Annotated in this window: 16 protein-coding genes and 1 riboswitch; of the genes, 13 read left to right on the top strand and 3 right to left on the bottom strand. The window is 37.9% G+C overall.

Annotated elements, in window-relative coordinates:
- Positions 1 to 14: 14 nt before the first annotated feature.
- Complete coding sequence (locus tag KH400_RS07360; RefSeq protein ID WP_217223460.1) at positions 15 to 1,250, top strand: MFS transporter; 1,236 nt, start codon at positions 15 to 17, stop codon at positions 1,248 to 1,250.
- 509 nt (positions 1,251 to 1,759) lie between these two features.
- Positions 1,760 to 3,301 (top strand): malate:quinone oxidoreductase, encoded by a 1,542-nt coding sequence (locus KH400_RS07365; RefSeq protein WP_217223462.1) that lies wholly within the window; start codon positions 1,760 to 1,762, stop codon positions 3,299 to 3,301.
- Between the two features lie 220 nt (positions 3,302 to 3,521).
- Here KH400_RS07365 and KH400_RS07370 read toward each other — a convergent pair whose 3' ends face one another.
- The gene (locus tag KH400_RS07370; protein ID WP_217223464.1) at positions 3,522 to 5,438 is read right to left on the bottom strand and encodes a flagellar assembly protein A; all 1,917 of its coding nucleotides are present in this window, start codon (positions 5,436 to 5,438) and stop codon (positions 3,522 to 3,524) included.
- Between the two features lie 349 nt (positions 5,439 to 5,787).
- Here KH400_RS07370 and KH400_RS07375 point away from each other — a divergent pair, with 349 nt between their 5' ends.
- From KH400_RS07375 to KH400_RS07410, 8 genes are all read left to right on the top strand, one after another.
- Complete coding sequence (locus KH400_RS07375; RefSeq protein WP_217223466.1) at positions 5,788 to 6,981, top strand: sensor domain-containing diguanylate cyclase; 1,194 nt, start codon at positions 5,788 to 5,790, stop codon at positions 6,979 to 6,981.
- A gap of 266 nt (positions 6,982 to 7,247) precedes the next feature.
- A complete protein-coding gene (locus tag KH400_RS07380; RefSeq protein WP_217223468.1) occupies positions 7,248 to 10,124 on the top strand; it encodes an EAL domain-containing protein in 2,877 nt (958 codons plus the stop codon).
- 114 nt (positions 10,125 to 10,238) lie between these two features.
- Positions 10,239 to 11,435, top strand: a complete 1,197-nt coding sequence (gene megL / locus KH400_RS07385) for a methionine gamma-lyase (RefSeq protein WP_217223470.1) — start codon at positions 10,239 to 10,241, stop codon at positions 11,433 to 11,435.
- A gap of 389 nt (positions 11,436 to 11,824) precedes the next feature.
- A complete protein-coding gene (locus tag KH400_RS07390) occupies positions 11,825 to 12,901 on the top strand; it encodes an acyltransferase family protein (protein WP_217223473.1) in 1,077 nt (358 codons plus the stop codon).
- A gap of 142 nt (positions 12,902 to 13,043) precedes the next feature.
- Positions 13,044 to 14,648, top strand: a complete 1,605-nt coding sequence (gene dcuS, locus KH400_RS07395) for a DcuS/MalK family sensor histidine kinase (RefSeq protein ID WP_217223475.1) — start codon at positions 13,044 to 13,046, stop codon at positions 14,646 to 14,648.
- A gap of 1 nt (position 14,649) precedes the next feature.
- The gene (locus tag KH400_RS07400) at positions 14,650 to 15,363 is read left to right on the top strand and encodes a response regulator (RefSeq protein ID WP_217223477.1); all 714 of its coding nucleotides are present in this window, start codon (positions 14,650 to 14,652) and stop codon (positions 15,361 to 15,363) included.
- 259 nt (positions 15,364 to 15,622) lie between these two features.
- The gene (locus KH400_RS07405; RefSeq protein WP_217223648.1) at positions 15,623 to 17,236 is read left to right on the top strand and encodes an SLC13 family permease; all 1,614 of its coding nucleotides are present in this window, start codon (positions 15,623 to 15,625) and stop codon (positions 17,234 to 17,236) included.
- A 142-nt stretch (positions 17,237 to 17,378) separates the two neighbouring features.
- Positions 17,379 to 17,519, top strand: coding sequence for a hypothetical protein (locus KH400_RS07410; RefSeq protein ID WP_217223480.1), 141 nt, complete (start codon positions 17,379 to 17,381; stop codon positions 17,517 to 17,519).
- A gap of 162 nt (positions 17,520 to 17,681) precedes the next feature.
- Here KH400_RS07410 and KH400_RS07415 read toward each other — a convergent pair whose 3' ends face one another.
- Positions 17,682 to 19,181 (bottom strand): nitrate/nitrite transporter, encoded by a 1,500-nt coding sequence (locus KH400_RS07415; protein WP_217223482.1) that lies wholly within the window; start codon positions 19,179 to 19,181, stop codon positions 17,682 to 17,684.
- Positions 19,182 to 19,476: 295 nt separating this feature from the next.
- Positions 19,477 to 20,931, bottom strand: coding sequence for a 4-hydroxyphenylacetate 3-monooxygenase, oxygenase component (gene hpaB, locus KH400_RS07420; RefSeq protein ID WP_217223484.1), 1,455 nt, complete (start codon positions 20,929 to 20,931; stop codon positions 19,477 to 19,479).
- A gap of 234 nt (positions 20,932 to 21,165) precedes the next feature.
- Positions 21,166 to 21,249, top strand: a riboswitch (cyclic di-GMP riboswitch).
- Positions 21,250 to 21,663: 414 nt separating this feature from the next.
- Here hpaB and KH400_RS07425 point away from each other — a divergent pair.
- The 3 genes from KH400_RS07425 (at position 21,664) to KH400_RS07435 (ending at position 24,748) form a co-directional block, all read left to right on the top strand.
- The gene (locus KH400_RS07425; protein ID WP_217223486.1) at positions 21,664 to 23,415 is read left to right on the top strand and encodes a methyl-accepting chemotaxis protein; all 1,752 of its coding nucleotides are present in this window, start codon (positions 21,664 to 21,666) and stop codon (positions 23,413 to 23,415) included.
- Between the two features lie 15 nt (positions 23,416 to 23,430).
- Positions 23,431 to 23,733 (top strand): STAS domain-containing protein, encoded by a 303-nt coding sequence (locus KH400_RS07430; RefSeq protein ID WP_217223488.1) that lies wholly within the window; start codon positions 23,431 to 23,433, stop codon positions 23,731 to 23,733.
- A 163-nt stretch (positions 23,734 to 23,896) separates the two neighbouring features.
- Positions 23,897 to 24,748: a patatin-like phospholipase family protein gene (locus tag KH400_RS07435; protein WP_217223490.1), complete on the top strand. Its 852-nt coding sequence runs from the start codon at positions 23,897 to 23,899 to the stop codon at positions 24,746 to 24,748.
- Positions 24,749 to 24,827: the final 79 nt, after the last annotated feature.

Below are 24,827 nucleotides of genomic sequence, written 5' to 3' on the forward strand. Positions count from 1 at the left end.
ATATGTTCATGAGGATGGAGGATGAAAGTTTACTTTTGCATTTTTTAGAAAATCACTTCCATAAGGGTATTTTAATTTTAACTTCGGATGAGGTGTGTAACTTGCTCTTACTATATATCATTATTGCGGTCGCCTTTATTGATACCTTTTCACAGTTACCGATTATTTCCCCATTCTCAATTAGTCTTGGGGCAAGCCCGTTGTTGGTTGGGGTCATCATAGGAATGTATTCATTTTCTAATATCATTGGAAATGTTTTTTCTGGAATTTGGACCGATCGAGTAGGTCCTAAACAGGTGCTTTGCATAGGGATGTTTACAGTCGGGACTGTTGTCTTCCTATACTCAATCGTAGAAAATCCCTACCAGCTACTATTGGTTCGGTTTCTCCACGGAATTGGAGGTGGCTTGATCGTTCCTGCAGCCTTTACGTTATTGGGGACTCAAAATGAGCGTCAAACGAAGGGGAAAACGATGTCCTTTTCTGGTGCCTCCGTTGGAATTGCTGCCATCACTGGTCCTGCAATGGGGGCGATTATTACAGAGAGGCTAGGTTTTGATTGGCTATTTTATATTGTCGCCTTTGTTATGATTGTCTTTGGATTTATTGCGGTATTCTTAACAAATGGGAAGCGAGCAGAACAAAAGGAGAAGGTGACTGAACCACAAAATAACAATTACCCTACTAAAGCTGTGACTTCTTGGGTGACAAGCCCTTTGATGGGTGCTTATGTATCGATTTTTTTATTACTATTCACATTGGGGATTCTCACCTATTCGTTACCTCTAAAAATTGAGGACCTTCATATGAATGCACGGACTACAGGCATTCTCTTAAGTGTATTTGGAGCAGTAGCGATTTTCTTTTTTCTCCTACCTACAAATAAGGTGTTTGATAAATATAAAAAATCATCCCTGATGCAGATGGGCCTTATGATTATCAGTATAGCCTTAGTATTGTTGACAATATCACTTACGTTACCGAGCTTATTCATTGCCATGGCAGTTTATGGAATTGGGTTTGCATTACTTTTTCCATCCACCAGTGCAACAGTTATCGAGTTCTCAAAAGAACGAAAACGAGGGAAAGCATTTGGCTTATTTTATGCTTGTTTTTCTCTCGGTGTAGTTACAGGGTCTATGTTTGCAGGTTTTTTTGCGTTTATGTCTTCTTACGTATTTGTTCTGGGGGCGCTAACTTTGTTACTTGTGGTTTTCTTGAAGAGTTGGCTACCTAAAGTTTTGCATTAGCGCTTATGCCACTTCCACCCAGAAAGGGATGACAATCACTATAGGCCAATGAAGTAAGTCTGGCAGTTCAGAAATGGTTCTCATTATTGGTTAAAGCATGAGTTGACTGTTTCTCACTCGTTAAACCTATCATCGTTCATTTGTTCTATTTATGGTATGATATAAACATATAGTGGACTTGAATAGTAGCGAGATGAGTAGAGATGGCACTTATATCGCCGATTAGAAATCGCTTTCCGACTTGGTTTTATAGGGGTTTCCAGATAAGTGCTATACTAATTTCCTTAATTAGTATGAATCATTGTAAGTAATAACAGACTTTAATTCACTTTAACTATCATATAACAGTGAATAAATATTTTAATTTTTAAAAAATAGTGATACAATATATTAAGGTAATATATGATCCAGAAAAGGTGTGTGACTGGTTCGCTCCCTCGCTTGCTGTGGTTCCTAAGCAGGGCGCCTACACCTTCTCTGCAAAATTCTAGGGGAAAAGGTTGATAAAAATGAGCAACAGAGGAACTAAAACAGACGTCATTTTAATTGGTGCCGGAATCATGAGTGCGACTTTAGGGTCACTGTTGAAAGAATTAGTACCAGATTGGGAAATAAAAGTATTTGAAAAGCTCCCAAAGTCAGGAGAGGAAAGCTCGAATGAATGGAATAATGCAGGAACAGGGCATGCGGCACTGTGCGAGCTTAACTATACGCCTGAAAAGTCAGATGGAACAGTAGATATTACTAAAGCGATAAGTATTAATGAGCAGTTTCAGGTTTCAATGCAGTTTTGGTCTCATCTTGTAAACAAGAAGTTGATACATAATCCAGAAGATTTTATTATGCCATTGCCACATATGAGTTTAGTACAAGGCGAAGAAAATGTATCTTTTTTAAAGAAGCGTTTTGAAGCGCTGTCAAATAATCCATTATTTGATGGAATGGAGTTTTCTGATGATCCGAAGAAATTAAAGGATTGGATTCCACTTATTATGGAAGAACGAGATTCGAAAGAACCAATAGCTGCAACTAAAATCGACAATGGAACAGATGTTAACTTTGGCGCACTCACAAACATGTTATTTGACCATTTAGAGAGTAAGAACGTTAGTATGAACTACAATTGTGATGTTAGCAATATTAAACGTACGAGCGATGGATTGTGGGAATTGAAAGTTAAAAATAATAATAATGGGACGATCGAACGGCATACCGCGAAATTTGTCTTTATCGGAGGCGGAGGCGGAAGTCTGCATTTATTACAAAAATCCGGCATTCCTGAAGGGAGACGCATTGGCGGATTCCCTGTTAGTGGAATATTTATGGCTTGTAATAATCCAGAGGTTGTCGAGCAGCATCACGCAAAAGTTTATGGGAAAGCAAAGGTTGGTGCTCCTCCAATGTCTGTCCCGCACCTTGATACACGGTTTATTAACAATAGAAAATCGTTATTATTCGGGCCATTTGCTGGCTTCTCACCGAAGTTTTTAAAATATGGTTCAATGCTTGATTTGCTAACTTCCGTAAAAGCAGATAATCTCGTAACGATGATGGCAGCAGGAGCCAAAAACATGCCTTTAACAAAATATTTGATTCAGCAAGTTATGCTATCAAAAGAACAGCGTATGGAAGAGTTGCGTGAATTTATCCCTAATGCTAAAAGTGAGGATTGGGATTTAGTCGTTGCAGGACAACGTGTGCAAGTGATCAAGGATACAGAAGCTGGTGGTAAAGGAACACTCCAATTTGGTACGGAAGTTGTTACTGCTTCTGATGGTTCAATCGCAGCGCTACTTGGTGCGTCTCCGGGTGCATCTACTGCTGTACAGGTTATGCTTGAAGTAATCAGAAAATGCTTCCCTGAACAAATAAATGAGTGGGAGCCGAAGATTAAAGAAATGATCCCTTCTTATGGCAAGAAACTAATGGAGAACCCAGAGCTTTTAAAAGAAGTCCATAAGTCAACAGCAGAGGCGCTAGGTTTAAATGACGAGTTATCAAACCAAGTGAAAGCTTTGGATGAAAATATAGAGGTACTGGAAAAAGTATAAGCCATATGTTTTCATCACTTAAAAGAGATGGAATGAGAGGCTACTAGAATGATAGAAGATAAAATAAAGAGCCTTTGATCGTCGGATTAAGGCTCTTTTATGTTGGAGAAGGGGCGGAGGGCGCTAGAAATAAGGTGCATTCAAGGGAGAAGTTAGTTCAAGGAGTAATAGAACCGGCTACCTCAGGACAGGTAGAGTCTTGAGGGTATCAAACAACCTTTTAGGACTCTCCTTCAGTTGTATAAGAGATGATTGATTTTGTTGCACTTTCATAAGAAAATGTGACGTTGGTTCGTTGTTCATACAAGGACTTTGTTGAGTTCTTAATTTTGATGTGCGCTTGGTTTAATTGTTTCATTTTAATTTCTTCACCAGCTATTAACTCTGGAGTTGAGCCTGTGTCGGTGCCGATGACTCCTGCAGTGATTGAGCCAACACTTTCAATTTTTCCGCCACGAATGGATGAATCTTCTTTTTCATAGGCAATTGTACGTCCAGCAAACAAGTTCGAATTTAAAGTTCCTCTACCAGTTACTCTAATCGTGCCATTAGTCTTTATTGTTGACATATCTGCTTGGTGTAAAACAATATCACTTTCCGTTGTAATTGATGATTCCATTTGATGAATGACTTCATCCAATGAAAATATAATATTTTCAATGACTTGCTTTGACTGAATAGCGTTCATTTGATGGTAGCCGCTAAAGTGATGTAACGACCGTTTTAGGATGATAAGGTGAACAGGAGTGTCAATCCCTTGCTTTTTAGCTTCTGTGATCAAGGTATCAAATGTTTTAAGTGTATCTGGGATCATATGAAACTTTTGTTCAACCAATGTAGCGATCACTTGGCCAATTGTATAGGTAATGTCTTGTGCCTTAATCTGTTCCAATATCATATCGGTCGCTTTAAGTAATTGTGTAAATTGGAAGTGGAAATCTTGAATAAGTTTGTATACTTCATTCATTAAAATGCCGTGTTGCCCTGCAATGATCGTACTGTTGATGGTAGTACCAGCGATATAAATACTTTGTGACGAAATCACACGTGCCGAATAGACATGGCCGCTGATATAGATATTGCCGAGTGCTTCGACTTGCATGTCTTCCTTGATATCTCCGTGGATAATGACATCACCATTAAAATGAACATTACCGGTTTTGATATCAACATCACCACGGATTTCATGGGTTTTTGTAATATCAAAATATTTAATGACATTACCAGTAATCGTTGGACGACCAGGGTACAAGGCAATAGCACGACCATCCTTTGTTATTTCTACACGTTTTTTACTACGGACCTCTATGTTTTTAGGTGGCTTAGCAGCAAGTGTTTTGCCATATACAGTTAACCCATCTCTTCCCTCTAATGGCTCATGGACTTTCGCAATGACGTCCCCAGTTTTAACGTTCGGGATTTTTAGTCTGTTTTTAAAGTCTATTTTTCCATTGATATCTTCATAGGAAACTTCGATTTTTGTTTGGAAGAACGTATCAATATAAGCATCTCGAGACTCAATAATGGGAAGGCCTTCCGCAATGATTACAGGTTGGAAGGTTGGTGATTTAATTTCATCAAGTATGGCTGTTGTGTTGATATCGCATTGAATCCCTCTTTTGAAAACTTCTTCGATAATTAATGAACTAAATTGTTCTATATTAACATCATGCTTCTTTTTTTTAACATCAAAAGTAAATTGTAATGAACGCCGTTTATCTTTCAATTCATAGGTTAAAAAAGCTTCAGGGAGTATCGTTAAATAGACTTCAAGTTGGTCGCTACTAACCGTGACTTGAAATGACTCCCCTTGTTTTACTTTCAAAGAGATTTGATCACGTTCTTTGACGAATGTATTGCTAGTTATGATTTTACCATTTAGATATAATTCTAGCTTTGGATGGGGGCACAATATCGGTTGCCTACCATTTTCTTTCGGGCTACGGATGAACAATTCGCCATTGCGCATTTCAATAAAACCGTCATGTTCAGTTAATAGTTCATGATCCGTTTGTTGACTGCGCTGCCTCACTTGCTGCTCAGTGAGTTCAATATGTTTATTGAATTGCTCTTCATCATGCTTGATAAGGTCATTGACGAGTTCATCGACCCTGATAGTGTTATGGAAATTAGACATGTAGACACCCCCAGTAATAGAATCTAAATCAGCATAGAAATATTTTTGAAAGCTTAACATTGCTTGTTCTTTTACTCTATTGAGTGACTAATCATCAATAGGTACTTTAGTACTACCTTTATTTTACAATACTTTTATTTCAAAAACAAGTTGAGCATAGTGGCTAGTAAATGATGTTTAGACGTTTATTATTTAGTGAAAATACGTACTATCATCCGTGGGCATTTTTTTCTTAATGCTTAGTAAGAATCACTGATCTGTAGTTACTTTTCAAACAGATTGTGCTAAAGTATATTCATTAAACCATATGGAAAGATGAGTGAGTAGTATGACCTATAAAGGGAGGGTTTTGGCAACTAGTTTTGTAATCGTTTTATATATTGTGTTTGCTTGGCTAGCGGGAGCGGTTGGTACCGGTTTTGAATTTGCTCTACTTCTTCTATTTGTTTCGTTTGCCTGGTGGTTAGGGAAGCGATTTGATAGTCTTCATCAACGTTATTTGATTCTTGAAGAAAGCAAAAAGCAGTTAGAAGAGGATAATAGAGGCTTGCTGCAAGCGAAACAGCAATTAGAAGAGGATAATAACTCTCTGCAAAAGAGCAAAGAAGAGTTGCAACAATTATACAAAAGCCTTGAAATTACGATATTTTCTTATGATAAGGTTCATAACCATATGTATGTTTCAAAAGGTGTGGAAAACATTATCGGGTACGAGGTTACCGAGTTTAACAAGAACCCAAACTTAATAAAAGAAATTATTTATAAGGAAGATGTAACCATCTTTAATGAGAATGAACAAAAATTAAACGAAGGAAAAAGCATTCAAGTGAAACATCGGATTGTTACCCCGAATGATGAGATTCGTTGGGTGCATATGAAAGCAACACCGATCCAAGACTCGTTCGGTGATGTTGTTAAGATTAATGGAACGTTATTAGATATAACAGCTGAGAAGCAATTGGAAAGAAAATTAAAACAGTTAGCTTATTATGATAATTTAACTGATTTACCAAATCGTACCCTTTTACAAAAACACTTGAAAAAGGTATTGGCACGATCAAAGCGTCACAATCATCGTGTGATCATCGCTTTCATTGACTTAGACGGTTTTAAAAAGGTCAATGACAAGTTAGGCCATGATTCAGGTGATATATTACTACAAGAAGTGGCTACCCGCTTAAATAATAGCGTTCGTGAAGAGGACTTAATCGCTCGGATGGGTGGAGATGAGTTTATTATGGTGTTTGAAGAAACGGAAAAAGAGGAGGTCGCAGGGATTTCTAAACGGATCTTAGCTAATATTTCCAAGTCATTCGAAATCAACGACCAGGAAGTGTCGGTCTCACCTAGTATCGGTATAAGTATGTTTCCAGAGGATGGCGAAGACAGTAATACGCTAATCAAAAATGCGGATACAGCGATGTACGTAGCTAAAAGCAAGGGCAAAAGTACTTACCAATTCTATGATCCTGCGATTACTCCAACGAAGGGTAGAAAATTCGATTTATTCGACAAAATCGTAAATACATTTAAAGGTGACTAATGCGAAATGCGACGCTTTTTGTAGAATCGCGTTTTTATTTTAGTGAAGAATTGTCGACATCTGTCTTCGTTTGTAGAATCTATTGCTGTTTTTGTAGTAAATTGTATATAATCCTTAAAGTAACTTGTGACTTGAGTCACTCTTCAGTTTGAACCGAAAAGGTGAACTTAGTTCTTTAGTTCACCTTTTACATTTGCAAAGTTGCATATGCAACTATGGCGAATATATACCGTTGCAGTTGAATGAAAAGGCAGGTGATATCAAAAATGTTGTGGAGATTGGTTCCAAAATGGGTTGTTAATGCTATAGGTCGTATTTCCTTCTCAAAGAAGTTTATTTTGTTTTTCCTCGCATTTATCATTCCGCTAATCAGCGTAAAAGCTTATTTATTAGTAGATATTAAATCAAAGATTAATCAGAATGAAACTGAACAAATGGCATTAGAATCTTTACAGCATGTAGCAACTCTATTGGAACATACACAATATCATCGGGGCTTAAATCAATCCTATTTACGGGGGTACGAAGAATTTTCCGATTCCGTTCAGGAACGACAAGAATTGATTAATTCGAAAATCATGGTAATTGATTATAAAGTTAAAAATGAATGGGATGATTTTTTTAATCAAGAGCAGTGGTCTATATTCAACGAGCAATGGCAAAGGGTCAAGACGATAACCAACCCGAGAAGGAATTATGTTGAGCATAATGAACTAAACCAAGGGTTACTTTCCCTTGTTTCACATATTATTGAAGAAACGCAAATGTATATGAACCCCGATCCTCAAATGAACAGACTTAGCGATGTGTTAAATGAAGACTTATTATTAGCGACTGAGAGAATAGGTCAATTACGTGCTTTTACGTCAAGATTAACGATGGAAGATAGGCTATCTGACAAGCAACAAGCAGAATTACTGATGATGATTGGTGGGGTAAAAGATTCTCTAACAACTTTTGGATTGAAGACATCTTATATCTTTATTGGAGAATTTGATGATAGGTATAATCTAGCTAATCATGTTGAAGATTTCAAACAAGAAACATCAGAAGTCATTGAGGCAGTGGAGAACAACATTTTTTTATTATATAACCCTGAACAGGTGTTTCTATATGCAACTTCTGCAATAGATAGTGGATTTTCAATTTATGAGAGAGGGAATTTACTTTTAACAGAACATCTAAAAAATCAGCAAAAGCTTTATAAATTTAACCAAATGTTAATTTTTGGTTTTGTGCTACTCTCAGTGCTGATTGTGTTCTTTTTATTTGGTGGGATGTATGTCTCTGTCATTGAAACGATAAAATCGTTACAAAAAGGTACGCAGCGGTGGATCAGTGGTGACCTATCTGCAAGGGTTGATATTAGAACAGGTAATGAATTAAAGTATATCGGTGATTCATTTAACGAGCTAGCTCGAAATTTTGAAATAAAGATTGAAGAATATAACGAAGCCCAACAAGAGTTAAAACAATCTTTGTTAAAAAATAACCAGTTGGTAACAGCCATTAACAATTTAGAAATTGGTGTGATTATTACCGACCCAACCCATCCGGATCATCCTATTACGTTTGTTAATCCAGGATTTGAAAAGTTAACGGGATATAAGGCAGAAGAGGTTCTTGGTCGATATGCTTATATGTTACACGGAGAAAGAACAACGCCTGAATCGATCCAAAAGCTTGAAGAAGGAATTGCAAAGGAAGAACCGTTTTCTGTGGAAATCTTAAATTACCGTAAAGATGGGACAACCTTTTGGAACCTGTTAAGTATTGCACCTGTGTATGAGGATGGAAAATTAGTGAATTTCCTTGGTCTCCAAACCGACATGACGAAGCAAAAGCAAGCGGATGAAAAAATTTATTCACTTGCGTACTATGATCAATTGACGAACTTACCAAATGATAACAAATTAGCTGAGGTTGTTAGGGATGATATTGATTCAGGTATCAAGGAAGCGACAGTTCTTTTCCTAGACGTTATTCGTTTTAAATTTGTCAATCATTCACGTGGGTTTACATTAGGCAACCAGACGTTAAAGGAGATTGCAAACAGACTAGAACGAGTTATGAAAGATAATGGTGTGGTCTCGCGACAATATGGTGATAAATTTACAATTTATATACAAGATTCCGCAGAGCAAACTTTTATAAATGAAACAATCACACAAATTTGCGATCAGTTTCGGGAACCATTTGAAATCGAGGGTCATACCTTCTTTTTAGAAGTTGCGATTGGTGTTAGTCAATTCCCAGAAGGAGGGAAAGACTTTAACGTACTTTTGCAACAGGCAGAAGCCGCTATGTATACCGCGAGAAAAAATGATGACAAAGATTACGTCTATTATGAGGAACACATGCAGCAGGATTTTGAACTAGAATATGATTTAGAAAATAAGTTAAGGGTTGCTGTTGAACGCAACGAGTTATTTTTGACTTACCAACCCAAACAGGATCTAAACACCGGAGAGATTACTGGAATGGAAGCGCTTCTTCGCTGGGACCACCCACAATTGGGGGTTGTTTCACCGTTTAGATTTATCCCGATAGCTGAGTCAACAGGACTGATTTATGACATAGGTAGATGGGTGTTGTTTGAGGCCTGTAAACAAAATAAACAGTGGCAAGAGCAGGGGGTAGAGCCTTTAGTTGTTTCAGTAAATATTTCCGCCAAACAGTTTAAAAATGACTATTTATTACCGATGATCGATCAAGTACTAGTTGAGACACAACTGGACCCAACCTATTTAGAAATTGAATTAACAGAAAGCGTCTTTCAAAATCCATCTGAGATTAAGCCTTTGTTAGATGAGGTCAGGGAGCGTGGTATTCATATATCTATTGATGATTTTGGGACTGGCTATTCTTCATTGAATTATTTGAAGCAGTTCCCAATCGATGTCTTAAAAGTTGATCGCGCATTTGTTAAAGATCTTCTGGAAGATGAACGTGACCGACGTTTAACAAAATCGATGATTGAGATGGGGCAAGGTTTAGGTTTTAAAGTGATTGCTGAAGGGGCAGAAACAAGTGAGCATATCGATAAATTGAGAGAGTACGGATGTAATGAAGTTCAGGGATATTATGTTTCTAAACCTTTACAAGCAGAAGAATTTTATGAGTTTGTGAAGAGGAGAATATAGTGAAAAAAGCGTGCAGCAGTGCACGCTTTTTTTGGAATTTCACATTTCAACAAGAGGGACGTGAACAAAATGTAGGGTGTAGCAATAAGATAAATATAGGCGGATACACCGATTATGTTAGGGGGAGACACATTGAACAACTATAAATTTGAGACGAAGACGATTCATGCAGGCTATGAACCAAACCAACATTTCGATAGCCTAACTCCACCAATTTATCAAACGTCTACATTTACTTTTGATACGTTAGAGCAAGGGGCAAGCCGGTTTGCTGGCCTAGAAGATGGTTATGTTTATTCACGGTTAGGTAATCCAACCGTTACGGCGTTGGAAAAGCGTATGGCAGAGCTAGAAGGGGGAGAAGTTGCACTTGCCTTTAGCTCAGGAATGGCAGCTGTATCGGCTGTTATTATCGGGATAACAAAGGCAAGTGATCATATTTTATGTTCAAAGGGACTCTATGGCTGTACATTCGGTTTACTAGACATGCTTAAAGAAAAGTATAATATCGGTTATACCTTTTCCGACTTATCTTCAAAAGAGGAGATGTTAAGTAATATCCGTGAGAATACGACCTGCATTTACATTGAGACACCAGTGAACCCGACGATGAACGTGATTGACTTACAATTAATCGTTCAAGTCGCAAAAGAAAAAGGGATAAAAGTGGTTGTGGACAATACCTTTTCTACCCCTTATTTACAACAACCTCTGAAGTTTGGCTGTGATATTGTGATTCATAGTGCGACAAAATTCATTGGTGGTCATGGTGATGTGATTGGAGGAGTCGCTGTCGGTGATAAAGCAACACTTACTCAAGTGAAAAAGACAACTCAAAAAGATATCGGTGGAGTTATCTCACCATTTGATGCCTGGCTATTACTACGGGGGATAAAAACATTAGCGTTAAGAATGGAGCGTCATAGTGAAAATGCCGAGAAAATTGTAGCCCAGTTAAAAAGTCACCCAAAAGTGAAAGCGATTTATTATCCCGGTGACAACGAGCAGCCTAGTTATGAAATCGCGAGTAGGCAAATGAAAAAGGGTGGTGGAGTGGTTTCCTTTGAAATTAAGGGCTCGTTTCAAGATGCAGTAAATGTCGTAAATAAACTAAAGTTAATTCCAATTGCAGTCAGTTTAGGGGATGCAGAAACGCTCATCCAACACCCAGCTTCAATGACTCATGCAGTTATCCCAGAAAAAGTGAGAAACGAAATGGGCATTTCAAATGAATTGCTTCGTCTTTCGGTCGGACTAGAAGCTTGGGAGGATATTTGGAGTGATATAAAACAAGCGTTAGAAACACTATAAATTGATGACGGTTGATATAATGATGATTAAAATCGTGGGCGGGACAACTAGCGGTGTTGAAGTACCCCCATAAAGGGTAGGCACGTTATTTCATCAGGTAGCCGTTAAGGCATGAGTTCGGTATCTAGCCGGGTTTATGCCTTTAAGTCTTGCCTTGACATTTGTAATGACAGTATTCAATTTATTTTAGTAATGATGAACCGTTAAAACTAAAAAGAATTAGGGTGAGGAATCCACTGAAATATGATCCCTCAGTGTTTAATTCTTATAAGAAGGAAAAACATCCAAAACAGGGTGTTTTTTTGAATTGATAAAAAGAGCGTGATCAAAGAAAATAGGGGGAAGTGTGTACATTACATCTATGATTATAGAAGGGCGTTGAATTTGACGTGAAAGAGATAAAAGAAGTCTATTGGCTCCGAATTTTTGCTTGTTGTAGTGTTGTCCTTATTCATGCTTTGAGTAAGACGATAGCAGACTTCTCGCTAACTGGTGATATGCGCGTCGCCTATCGGACGCTGCAAATGATATTATTGTACGGAACGCCAATGTTTGTGTTAATTTCAACAATCATTATGACCCATGCTTATAAAGACAAAGTTCCAAAAGGCTTCTTGATGAAAAGAGTGAAATATATTTTAATTCCTTACACCATCATGGCGACGTTTTATGCTGGAGACAAGTTCGTCCGCTATGACTGGTCATTTAGCGACTTTGCAAGAGAGCTTGGGTATAATTTTATCGGTCAATGGCATGGATATTTTGTGTTGATTATTTTCCAGTTTTATTTGTTACATCTATTATTTGTTAAATATATGAAGAGGTTTAAAGCTAAGTATATCCTAACGTTAAGTTTCATAGTTAGCGTTGGTTATTGGCTAGTTTTCTATTTTTATGCGATAGACTATGTGAATCACTCAAGTTATCTGACACTCTTCTTTTCAAGGATTTTATTTGTTGGATGGCTATTTTATTATGTCGTTGCCTATTATTGTGGCAGAAACTATCAACGTTTTAATGAATTGTTAAAAAACAATTGGACCTTTATCTTGTTGGGTACTATTGTTTCACTCGGGATTGTCCAATATATTTATCATTCAGGAATGCTGATGCGTGTGACGTCAGCGCGTTTTGATATCATTCCATATACGGTTATGTTATTTTTTCTATTTTTCTTCCTTGTTTCACATATCAAACGAACACCGAAGTGGGTGGGCTTCCTAAGTAGCTATTCATTTGGAATCTATTTACTTCATCCTTTTGTCCAAACCGTCGTAAGTCATATGTTCTCAAGTACTGAAGCAATCGAACTTTATTATCTTATTGTACAATTTATTGCTGGTGTTTTAGTTCCAATTCTTCTGATCTACATCATCTCAAAAGTTTCATTTGGTGAATTGGTTATTGGTAAAACAATGAAACGAAAGAAGTCTATCGGCGAATCGCAAAAAACAACAGCGGCATAAAAGGAAAGTGTGGCGCAAAATGATCTTGCACAACGGCGACACACCTTGTCAATCATTAGTATTTAGGGAATAATGATAACGGCTCACCTTATTTTATTTGGTTTGAGCAACCATTTTGATTTCTCGAATAATAGAGGTGTTTATGAAGGATCGATCGAATTTAAAGTTACAAACGACAATTATTTTATTTGTATGTAGTGTTGTTCTTTTTGCGATGTTTATTACTCATTTATTAATAGGTGCAACAGTATCTAATAATGCGCAGTCACACCTTGAAGAACAGACGATGATGATTGCCCGTACCGTGGCGAAATCACAAACGGTCATTGAAGCGATGGAAGGTTCTCTACCTGAACACGAAATCCAGGGTTATGCAGAAGAGATCCGAGAAATATCTGGTGTGAATTTCATTGTCGTGTTTGATAGCGACGGTATTCGAAAGTCGCACCCGGATCCGAGTAAAATAGGACAATCTTTTGTTGGTGGGGATGAAAAAAAAGTTCTTAGTGGGGAAGAGCAAATTTCGATCGCTGAGGGGACATTAGGTATGTCGCTTCGTGCCTTCACCCCGATTTATTCAACGACTGGTGAGCAATTAGGTGCTGTATCGGTAGGGATTTCGCTCGAGAATGTTAGGGAAGCTGTAGCCGACAGTAGATCTATCATTTATATTGGGCTTATCCTAGGTTCATTAGTTGGAATCGTAGGTGCTGTATTTTTAGCGAAGCGAATTAAAAAAGTTTTGTTCGGTTTAGAGCCTTCAGGGATTGCAAGAGTGCTTGAGGAGCGTAATGCTATGCTTCAGTCGATGTTTGAAGGTGTTGTTGCCGTTGATCAAAATGGACAAATTACATTAGCTAATAGTAAGGCACGTAAGCTGTTTCAGGAGGCTAATTTAACTAGTGACCCTATCGGGCAAGAGTTTGACAGTTATATCGGAAATGTACAGCTAAGCAAGGTGATTAAGTCTGGGGAGTCGGTGTATAATAGGGATTCAGTAATAAATGGATATCATTTATTAGTCAATAGTGTTCCATTGTATGTGGATGGGAACATTGTGGGAGCGATCGCAACATTTCGTGATAAAACAGAGGTAGAAACCTTAGCTGAGCAGTTAACTGGTGTACGTGTGTATGCTGGGGCTTTGCGTGCTCAAACCCATGAATTCATGAATAAGCTACAAGTGATCTTAGGTATGGTTCATATGAAATACTTTGATAAGCTTGCTCCTTATATCAACCAAATTACCTATCATTATCAAGATGAGATTGGCTTTATATCAACGAAGATAAAGGATCCTGTATTAGCGGGCTTTATTCTAGCCAAACTGAGTAATGCTAGAGAACAAGGAATCGAGTTAACATTAAGCGACGAAACCTTCATACCTGAAGCAAGTGATCAAGAAGTCACACATGAAGTCGTAAAAATCGTTGGAAACTTAATTAATAATGCGTTTGATGCTGTAGAAGATAGCGCGACTAAATCTGTTGAAGTTCTCATGTCTTACTGCGAGCAAGAAGAACAGTTAACAATTAAGGTTAGTGATACGGGCAGCGGAATGAGTGAAGAGGTCATGAACAGGATATTTGATAAGGGCTTCTCAACTAAACAAGAAGAAAGAGGTTACGGATTATATTTACTTCAACAAAGTTTAGAAAGCTTAAATGGAGAGATGGACATTTTAACTAAAAAAAATGCCGGGACAAGCTTTCATATTACATTACCTTATAAAAGTAAGGATGAGTAAGATGATACATGTATTAATCGTAGAAGATGATCCAATGGTAGCTGAATTTAATAAATTGTATCTTGAGCAAATCGAAGGATTCACCTTTGTTTCAAGTGTGACAACAGCCAAAGAGGCGCTTAGATTAATTGAACAAAAGCGGATCGATCTTATTTTGCTAGATATTTATATGCCGAGCATGAATGGATTAGAGCTTTTAACTGAAATAAGAAAGCTTAATAAGGCTATAGATGTGGTCATTATCTCTGCGGCAAATGATAAAGGAAGTATCGAAAGGGCTCTTAGAAATGGTGCAGTCGATTATTTGATTAAACCTTTTGAATTTGAGCGTTTTCAACAGGCGCTGACGAGGTATCGTAATGATAAATTAAAGATGGCGAAGCACGAAAGGTTTAATCAAGCAGACTTGGATCATTTGATTAAACAAGAGGGGCAGCCACCATCGACGGAACAAAGGACCTTACCAAAAGGACTCACGAAACATACATTAAAGGCGATTTGGGAAACGATCCTGGAAATGAAAGATCGCCCATTTACTACAGAAGAACTTGGTCATCATGTGGGTATCTCTCGAGTATCGATTCGCAAGTATTTAGCATTCTTAAATGAAATCGGTGTAGTGGATGAAGAGAATGTATACGGTTCTGTCGGTAGGCCATTGAATCAATACAATTATAACCCGTCAAAAAGTAAATTAATTACCTATTATTTGTAAGTGTACCCTGGTGCGCTTACTTTTTTTATTTACAAAATGATTTAATAAATTACATAACCTTACTCTTTATTTTCCGATAATTTAAAATTGTAACCACAATGAAAAATCTATCAAAAGGTGTCACATTGTGAAACGTATTCGTTTGCAATGGGCGATAGAACTTCAACAAGTACATTGAGTATTGGAAGCGTTATCATTTTGAATATAAGTTGAAAGGGTGAGTAAGTTGGAAAAGTCAGTCTTGAAACAAGCATGGAATATGAGTTGGGACGCTCATTATAAAGTTAAGCAGCTTTTAACATTTTCGACGGCTAAACAGCTATCAGAAGAACAGACGACTAGTAAAACAACAATAGATCAAAACAATGAGCCAAGGAAAGGTAATGGAAAACAGCCAGGTTATCGACCGGCACAATTCGTCGGTTTAATATTAGGTCCTTTGCTATTTGCGCTAACGATGTTGTTTTTTACTCCTGAAGGGTTAAATGACGGCGCAAGAGCTGTGTTAGCAACGACATTATGGGTAGCTGTCTGGTGGATTACTGAAGCGATTCCTATTCCAGCGACATCGTTATTGCCGCTAATCTTGCTGCCCATTACACAAGCTGTTGATGGAGGAGAAGTTGCATCAGCTTATGGAGATCCAATTATTTTCCTCTTTTTAGGTGGATTTTTAATTGCACTTGCTATGGAAAAGTGGGATCTACACAAGCGTATTGCAGTCTATATCGTTTCTATGATTGGAACGAGTCCTAAACGAATTATTTTAGGGTTTATGTTAGCAACAGGGTTCTTGTCGATGTGGGTATCGAATACGGCAGCTGTTATGATGATGATCCCAATTGGTACAGCGATTACGTATCAAGCAGTCGTTAACTCAAAAAAAGCACAAGGAGAAGGTTCAATCAAAACGTTCGAGAAGGCAACGATTTTTGGAGTTGGCTTTGCTGGAACAATTGGTGGTCTCGGGACATTAATTGGGACACCTCCCAATATTATATTGGCAGGGACTGTCCAAACATTATTTGATGTAGAAATCTCTTTTGCATTATGGTTATTTTATGCAGCACCAGTCGTAATTATTTTACTTTTTGCTTCTTGGTATTATCTCGTGAATATCGCTTTTCCGGTAAAAATGAAAGAGCTTCCAGGTGGGAAGGAGCTTATTGATCAGGAACGCATAAACCTTGGTAAAATGAGCTTTGAAGAAAAAGCGGTGCTCGCGGTGTTTGTCTTTGCAGCCTTTATGTGGATTTCAAGGTCATTTATTTGGGATGGTATCATTCCGGGAATTAGTGATGCGATGATCGCTGTTTGCGCAGGTGTCTTTTTATTCTTGATCCCTTCTAAAAGTAAAGGTGGGAAATTGTTAGATTGGGAGGTTTCATCTAAACTGCCGTGGGGTGTATTGCTACTGTTTGGTGGTGGATTAGCGATCGCCGCAGGATTTAGACAAACAGAATTAGATCAATGGATTGGGCAACAATTAACATTTATTGACGGTCTGAGCTTTATTTTAATGATTATGATTATTGCTGCATTTGTTTTATTCTTAACTGAAATTACATCAAATACAGCAACGGCTACGATGATTTTACCAATATTAGCTGGTCTTGCTCTAGCAATCAATGTTCATCCATTTGCACTTATGGTCCCAGCAGCAATGGCCGCCAACTGTGCATTTATGTTACCGGTTGGTACCCCACCAAATGCGATTATTTATGCGACGAAAAAGATAACGATTTCTGAAATGGTGAGAACTGGTTTTTGGTTAAACGTATTAGCAACTCTCCTAATCGTTCTTGCTGTTTACTTTATGTTACCAGTGATCATGGGAATTGATATTACGGTATTCCCAACCGAGTTTCAGTAAGACAATTATATAATAATAGGGGTGTCCTAAAGGTTCAATTTCTTCTTTTAGGACATCCTTTTATGAAATCATGAGGTTTTAGGATCAAGAATGTGTGATTAGATAAAGAGATTAGTAGGTAAGGTGCGCAGGAGGATTTGTTATGAATGTCGGTGATAAAGCCTTATATAAAGGAGAAGAGTGTAAAATTCTTTATATTTATTCGAGTGGCTATTGTGAGATAAGAATTGATAGGCTTAGAGTGGAGTTAGTAAGAAAGGATGAATTAAAAAGGAAGGAATAAGGAGTGCGCTGAAATTTCAGCGCACTCTATGTAATGTGCGAAGCCATTACTCTTCCTGAATTGGCTTGCTTATTGCTTTTTCAGCAGTCTACGCACATGGATTTGAGGATGTCCCAAAAGGTATAAATCTGTCTTTTGGGACATCCTCATTCGCATGAAAGATTAACCTTTATTTGTTTTACTGTCCGTAAACATTCCTACATAACCGGTAATATTTTGGTGTTCATCTTTAATGGGTGTGATTGTTAACCAGACAACAAACGTCTCGCCATTTTTCCGTTTATTGATAATGTCCCCTTGCCAATAACCGTTTGAGTTAATTTCTCCCCACATTTTGCTGTAAAATTCTGCATCATGCTCATTTGACTTAATCAAACGTGGGGTTTGGCCTACAACTTCTTTGGAATCATAACCGGTAGCGGCTGTAAATGCAGGGTTCACCATTTTGATCGATCCTTTTGTATCTGTCACCATAACGGCTTCGACTGTTGATTGAATGGCATTATCTGAAAGACTGAGCTTCTCTTGGTAGAACATCCAGACAACTAAAATCAAGCTCGCTAGTGCGAATTGGGACAATGCCATAAAGCCAATCGCATAATGCCCAGTGACACTAAATAGAAATGTGAGTATGATTGGCGGGAAGAACCCTCCAAGCCCACCCATGGCACCAACCAGCCCATTGACAATTCCAGCTTGTTTAGAAAAATACAGCGGAACTAATTTGAAGATCGCTCCATTTCCAATACCAGAAAAGACAGCAATTGCTAAGCAGCCGATTGTATAAAGGGTTATGTTTGGCATGAAGGCCAAAAGTCCACCTGCAATGGTAAGTCCGCCAAAGACAAACATTAAGATCACAATGGCATTGAATTTGTCTGATAAGTAACCACCGAGAGGCCTAATTAGTGTAGCTAACAGAATAAAGCCAGCCGTTCTCACACCGGCATCAATCGCACTAAGCTCAAAGTGATCGACTAAAAAGTTTGGTAAGTATACGGTAAACGCAACAAAAGCTCCAAACGTTATAAAGTAAAAAACACAAAGAAGCCAAAGCTTACTACTTTTGTAGACACCTTTTACTTGGTTAATTAACGGTGTGGTTACTTTTGGTTCGTGTTTATCTCCGAAAAGGTAGTTTAGGAATGCAAAAGATGCAATTAAAAGTAAGCTTAATTGAACCGTTGTACTCCATCCAAAATACCCAGCAAGTACTGGCCCAAAAAAAGATGTAAGCGCGGTACCAAGGTTTCCTAACGCATATATGGCGTTAATTGTCCCATGTTTTTCTTTAGGATAATATTTTGGAAGCGAGGTGACACCGATCGAGAAGATCGCTCCACCCACTCCTAAAAACAAACCACCGATAAGTAAGTCGGTAAAGGACGTCGCTTGACTAATGTAATAAATAGGTAAAAGTAGGACGATAAAACATAGAAGAAAAACCTTCCTTGCTCCAAATCGGTTCGCCCAATAACCGAGTGGGATTCGCAAAAGTGACCCTAAAATGATTGGGACAGCTGTAATTAATGCGATTTCATTATTTGTTAAAGGAATATCTTCTGTAATAAAAGGCATGAGAGGTGATAAAATCACCCAGACCATAAATCCAGCAACTAAACTAAATGTTTGTAAGGGTAACTGTACTTTTGCTATCTTCATAAAAATTATCACTCCATAATTGTGGGAACGATTCCCAACTTGGTTCACATGTCAAAGTTTTTAAACCAACTATTATGAAGAGTATCACGGCTAAAAGCAGGTTGCTGTGATAAAATGCACGTTCAACCCTAAATATTGCAATGTACGTAGGGTTTATATGGTTTTTCTTATGGTAAGATAAAGAGCCTTTCGGTATTAAAGGCTTTTTAACTTTTGAGGGTCAATAAATAGATCCATACTTTTTTTCATAGTAAAAACAGGAGAGAGGTGAATGGTATTCAAAAGGAACGGGCGTCTAATCATCTCCGGTCTCCAAATCTAAGAATTTATTGATGATCTCTATATAATCGTTTTTTGGGTAGGTTTGATATAAGGTCGTTGCTAAACGTACTGGGTCACCAAAAAAGTAGCGCTCATATTGAGTTTGTCTTGTGCCAAATGAACTCATTGTTAAATCCCAAGCTAACCGAAAAATTTTCACACGATCTTCGGCAGTTTTACTTGCCCCTTGAAGGTACCTATCGAGATCACCTCTAATATCGGAGCTAAAATCATTTTCAGTAGGGATCGTTACCACTCCACTAGCGCCAATAATTTGGATAATTTCGCAAAATCGTGGGTATATTTTAGGGAAGATATTACTGGCTACTCGAAGTGGAATATGACTAGGGCGCATATACCCCCATTCATCTAACTTTGCATCGTTTTCTGACTTTTCCAAGAGTGCTTTCATCGTTTCAAGTCCGGTGATGATTTCCGATAGTTTCTCTTGGATATGCTGATACTCACCAATATTAATCGTTTCTATAAGTAACAGTGCAATTCCTAAAGTGAATTCCGTTTTTATGATCTGTCGAGTGACGACTTGATGGTAGGCAAAGGGTTGAAACGAACAATGAAGCAAGAAATCTGAAGCAGCCTTAACATTGTCATAAAAGAAGACGCGATCCCAAGGAACGACTACATGATCAAAGACAAGGATTGTATCCATTTCCTCATATTTAGAACTGAGTGGATGGTTAAAAGAAGAATCGCCACCAACGAAAGATTCTCTACATATAAATTTTAAACCTTTTGTATTCGAAGGAATGGAAAAGGCAAATGCTTCATCTGCCTCAAAGAATAGCTTTGGTGCACTAAAAACAAGCACTTCATCAGTTAAGCCCCCTTGTGTAGCGAGGAGACGTGCCCCTTTAATGATTAATCCGTCGTTATTTTTGTCAACGACTTTGGCGGAGGTTGGTTCTTGAGAAGATTCAATATAGGCCTGGGAACGATTAACTTGTGGAGTAATGAATGTATGTGTGAATGAAAGGTCCTCTTCTCTAGCTAATTCATAAAGGGAAAGGATGTTTTCCGGGAAGCAATTCTCTCGACTTTCTAAAAGAGGCGTTGACGAGGCAAAGCTCATAAGCACTGTATTCATATAGTCGGGGGATCTTCCCATCATACCGCCTGTATGTCTTGCCCAATGTTCCATCATTTTACGCCTTTTCAGTAGATCTTCCTTCGATTTTGGTTGTAAGAAAGAAAGTCCAATAGGGTCATTCGTTTTTGGTGATAAAAAGGTCATCTCGTCTTTTATGTTGGTTTTCGTTTGGAGGTCATAAAGGGATGCTTTTGTATGAAGCAATCCACTAAAGGCGGGGTGTTCAGAGATCTTTCCTTTTACGCGTTCTCCATCTAACCAAATTTCGGGATTTAGCTGATTTAAGCGGTTGATATAATCCTTACCGTTAATAACTCCCATCGTACCACTCCCTAAGCACAATAAAAATTCAAGAAGTTCGTAGAGTATCGCTGTTATTTTATGAGGTTATAGGTTCGTCCGGTTCCATATTTTTATCTACGAAAATAACTTCCCTTTTTGTCGAAATAGTATTATTATTAGGGAGTAGTACTAATGTAGTATGTATATGAAAATCGGGTCGATCGCAAAGTAGATCTATGTTCCCTTACATTTATTCAACCGGTTATTTAATGTCATCGATAATGGCAAACCTAGCGAAAGTTAGGGGCGCAAAGCCACGGGCCTAAAGTTGCTTACTATGGTCGCCGGGTTACCGAAAGAATTGGAATGCAAGTAAGAGGATTATTATTACATTCATTACGTGATCGTTATGGCTATAGTCGAGTTACTTTAACAGCTATCTTTCTTTTAGAGGGACTTTGTCATGATCGTGAAGTAATCTTTTGTATAAATAAATCTTTACCCGTCCACCTTTCTTTTGGTGGGCTTTTTTATGTGTCTAGCTCAGGCGCCATCGGCCCGAGGTCACTTCGGTCAGTCAAGAAGAAGCAAAGAAACGCTTCTGCTTGCCAGCCCTGCAGTGCTGGTCGCCGATAAGCGGGTGTCTTGCGCCTTTCGGAATTATATAGAAAAAATCGATGCCAGCATGGTGGTAAGTAGATAATAAATGAACTGTAAGATGTAAGTTTTAGTGATCGAGTTTTAAGGAATTCATTGAAAGGAGTGATAGGTATGAAAAGTCTAAAGTTGAAAATCTTAGGTGGTTTTGGTTTAGTACTTTTAACTGTATTGATTATGGCAATATTCGGCTATGTTGGGATGTCGAACTATACCGATGATGTTAGACAAATGGTAGAAGAGGAATATGAGTTATTAAAAGCAGCCGAAGAAATGAAACATAACGTTACATACCGTGTTGTAACAGCACGTGGATATATTTTATATGGAGATCCTACACTGGTTGAGGAATTTGAGGAACTGACAGAGTATTCAATTGCTACTCAAGAAATGTTAATAGAAACCTTAGGAAATGATCCTGAATATGCCGATGCGATTGCAACTGCCGATGAAAGAACGGCAAGGTGGAGAACGTTAATAACAGATGAAGTCGTTCCTACCTTTGATGATCACGACGGGGTTTATGGAAACGGGAACCCAGATCAATACTCGCATACATTTAAAAGACCATCATTTGAAGAAACTATCGATATTATGGAAGAGTTCTGCACGATTTATGCTATTGAAGCTATTGAAGCCTGGCAAGAAATATTTGATTTGCAAGATGCTAAAATTGTAGAGCTTGAAAAAGAGTTAATCGATAGTGGACAACTGTTACAGTGGATATTTATTGCTATTTCAGGGGCCGCGATTCTTATTGCTGTAACGGCAGCGTTAATTATTTCGAACATGATTGTTAGACCTATCTCCTCGGCTGCAACACGTTTAGAGGATGTTGCTAATGGGAATTTGACTGGCGAACCATTAGCTGTTCAATCTAAAGATGAAGTTGGAAGGCTAACAGAAAGTTTAAATCAAATGGTAGAAAATTTAAGAGGACTCGTGGGTGAAGTTGAAAGTTCGTCTAGAACTCTCGCCGCCTCCTCAGACCATATGGCTGCTTCGAGTGATGAGATTACCAATGCAATACATAGTATTTCTGGAAATGCTCAGGTCGTGGCAAAGGATGCTGAAAAAGGAAATGCGACAATGTTGGAAGTATCAGAAACATTACTAGAGCTGTCATCATTGATTCAAATTGCTAAAGAAAAATCATTTTCCTCTGCTGATAATTCTAAGATTACTTATAAAACAGCAGAACGTGGTAAAGAGACTGTTCGAGAAGCTGTTGAATGTATGGAAAATATCAAAATATCAACCGATGAAACTGAGCAGTTTATTGAAACATTAAATGAATTCACAAAAGAGATTAAAACGATTACAGAGATGATAACTAATATTTCGCAACAAACGAACTTACTATCACTTAATGCTTCTATTGAAGCAGCTCGCGCTGGGGAAGCAGGGAAAGGCTTTGCCGTTGTTGCTGACGAAGTGCAGAAGTTAGCTGAACAGTCTAGTAAAGGGGCAACAAAAGTTGCGGACTTGATTTCACAAATTTCTAACAGTACAGATGATGCAGTTCGAGCAATTAAAGATAGTAAATCACAAGTTGATCGAGGTACTTCAATTGTAGGTGAATGTGGGGATTCATTAGAAGAAATACTTCAAGCGGTAAGGAAAACTGTGAATGATATCGAAAGTATTTCGGAAGTTGCAAGTGAAGAAATTGCTTCTTCTGAAAAAATCGTTGAACTCATTGATAGCCTAGCAACTGGTATAGAAAATACTTCTGTTAATGCCCAAGAAACATCAACATCGTCCGATGATACAAAGTCATCAATGGAGTCTGTTGCATCGGTCGCAAATGAAACGAATCAGTTAGCTCAACATTTAAGAAAGTCGGTAGATAAATTTAAAATTTAAAAGTGGGGATAAAAAATGTCTCAAAGGATAAATATGCGCGACAATGATGTTTTCGTTCAATTAAATGGATCTATCTTTTCGAAAGAAGCAACAATACTTAGGGAAGAATTGATTGACTGCATAGGTCAAGGATATAAAATGTTCACTTTCGATTTTAATGAAGTCAAGGATATCGATAGTACGGGACTTGGTGTGATTGTAACGATTAGAAAACGTGTCTTACCAATGGGGGGCAATATATTTGTCGAAAATCTAAATCCCAAAATACGTGAAGTATTTGAACGTACACGTTTAAATAGGAGAATTGATTTAAAATAGAGACAGCCTTGGCTGTCTCTATTTGGTTTCACTGGGTGAATGAAATACTATATATCTATTTAGCTTACTAGGCGGCTAAAGTGCGTCAGAAGTTTTCTCTTATTTCTGGCTATGATACTATTTAATTAGTAAATATAGAATTTTTAGAAAAGGGCAATGGTATATGAAAAATTGTGGGCTTGTATTAGAGGGCGGTGGAATGAAGGGGCTTTATACTGCTGGGGTATTAGAGTACTTCCTCGAGAAGGAATTGTTTTTCAATTATGTGATTGGAGTTTCGGCAGGGGCTTGTATGGCTGCCTCCTATCTTTCGAGACAAAAAGGGCGGAATAAGAAGGTGAATGTTGGCCTTGTGAATGACCACCGTTATTTATCCTTACGTAATCTTCTTTTCAAGAGAGAAGTGTTTGGTATGGACTTTTTGTTTAATGAGGTACCCAACCACATTGTTCCATTTGATTTTCATACCTTTAGAGCGACAAAGGAACAGTTTCTCATTGCAACAATGGATTGTCGCACTGGTGAAGCTGTTTACTATAATAAAGAGCGGAACGATGATGACCTATTGAAAATTATTAGAGCTTCTAGTTCGCTCCCTTTTATTGCCCGCCCTGTGGAGTATGATGGTAGGCTCCTCCTTGATGGGGGATTAGTTGACCCGATCCCGATTAGAAAAGCGAAGAACGATGGGATCCATAAAAATATTGTGATTACGACAAAACCAGTGAATGAGTACCTTAAACCTAATAGAGCAACTTCTGTTTTGAAGAGGCTCTATCGAAGGTATCCAGTAGTGGCTGACTCATTCGAAAAACGGCTGTATACCTATAATGATTCGCTTTCTATGATCAAAACAGAGCAGGATGAAGGAAACGTTTTTCTTATTGAGCCAAGTGTCGATCTCCCTGTTAGTAGTTTTGAACGGAACCAAAGACGTCTACTGCAACTATATGAGCTTGGTTATCATGATGCAAAAAAACATTTTAATAGCATCATGCACTGGCTAGAGAACTGACAAAAGAAATGATTTATGATTAATCATTATGACACATTATATATTCGCTAAAAGCTAGTATGAAAAGAAATGGAGGTTT

The organism is Desertibacillus haloalkaliphilus, assembly GCF_019039105.1.
Taxonomy (GTDB): domain Bacteria; phylum Bacillota; class Bacilli; order Bacillales; family KJ1-10-99; genus Desertibacillus; species Desertibacillus haloalkaliphilus.